This window comes from Cysteiniphilum marinum, assembly GCF_014857925.1.
GTDB classification, from domain to species: domain Bacteria; phylum Pseudomonadota; class Gammaproteobacteria; order Francisellales; family Francisellaceae; genus Caedibacter; species Caedibacter marinus.
The window spans coordinates 1-919 of sequence record NZ_JACYVZ010000110.1; the positions used below are offsets into that span (position 1 = coordinate 1).

2 protein-coding genes are annotated in these 919 nt (G+C 33.5%); one reads left to right on the top strand and one right to left on the bottom strand.

Annotated features, from left to right (window positions below; all coding sequences use genetic code 11):
* Positions 1-467 precede the first annotated feature (467 nt).
* Complete coding sequence (locus IE867_RS14525) at positions 468-644, bottom strand: hypothetical protein (RefSeq protein ID WP_192485413.1); 177 nt, start codon at positions 642-644, stop codon at positions 468-470.
* Between the two features lie 94 nt (positions 645-738).
* Here IE867_RS14525 and IE867_RS14530 point away from each other — a divergent pair.
* A partial coding sequence (locus IE867_RS14530; protein WP_192485414.1) for a hypothetical protein occupies positions 739-919 on the top strand: 181 nt, incomplete at its 3' end.

Genomic DNA, 919 nt, shown 5'->3' on the forward strand with positions numbered 1-919 from the left:
CCAAGCCATATATCATATAGGTTTGTTTTGTATTACTTGTTGTCGTCAATGACAGTGTAATTGTCGTTGACGCTAATTAAGTTCTTTTCGCTGAGATGCCACAATAGCATAATTACAGATAGCACTGCTTTTTCCCTAAAAGCACCTTAACGCTATATTTCATATGGCTTTGGTGGCTATTGATTATTTTTAAACTGATCGCCTAGTGATTATCTAGTTGCTTTAGTATCAAGGCTTGCAGCATTTTCACTAAAAACAAAATATTTCTTGATGTTTACCCCTCTGTGGAAGAAGTGCCAAGAATGCAAGATCATCTTTTAAACAATGCCTTAGCAATCGCTTATGGGGTAGGGGCTAGAGGGCTATTTTTAAATCACTATGACCGGTTTACTGACGTATTCCGACTAGACCCGTAACATGGCTCGGTGCTATATATAGCAATGGTTACAGTCAAAATTTCGTTTCATTTAAAACGGTCTTTTTCTATTGAGATGTCCTATGGTAACACGTATTTGTGTCAAGCATTCTGGGCAATATAAGTTTTTACGCTGTTTTGAAATTTCTTGATAAGTCTTTTTGGCAAAATCAATAGCTGTGATTTTTTCTATAGTATTATCGTCATGCTTTATTACTGCCACCTGCATATAGACACTCCCTTAACGCTCAATACGACACTTTCATATTAACCACAAATAACCATTAATAAAAGAAAATTATATTAATACATAAGGAGCAAAAATGACCATTATTAAATTAAACTATAACACGCCCAATAGAAAGCAAATAGAAAAACAAAGACAGATTTTAAAGCATAATATTGTTTATATGCTTGAAGAATGTATTAGGGTGTTAAAAGCAAATGCTGACAATAAACTAAAAGCTGCTTGTTTAATTGATATTAAAAACGCACTTTTATGTC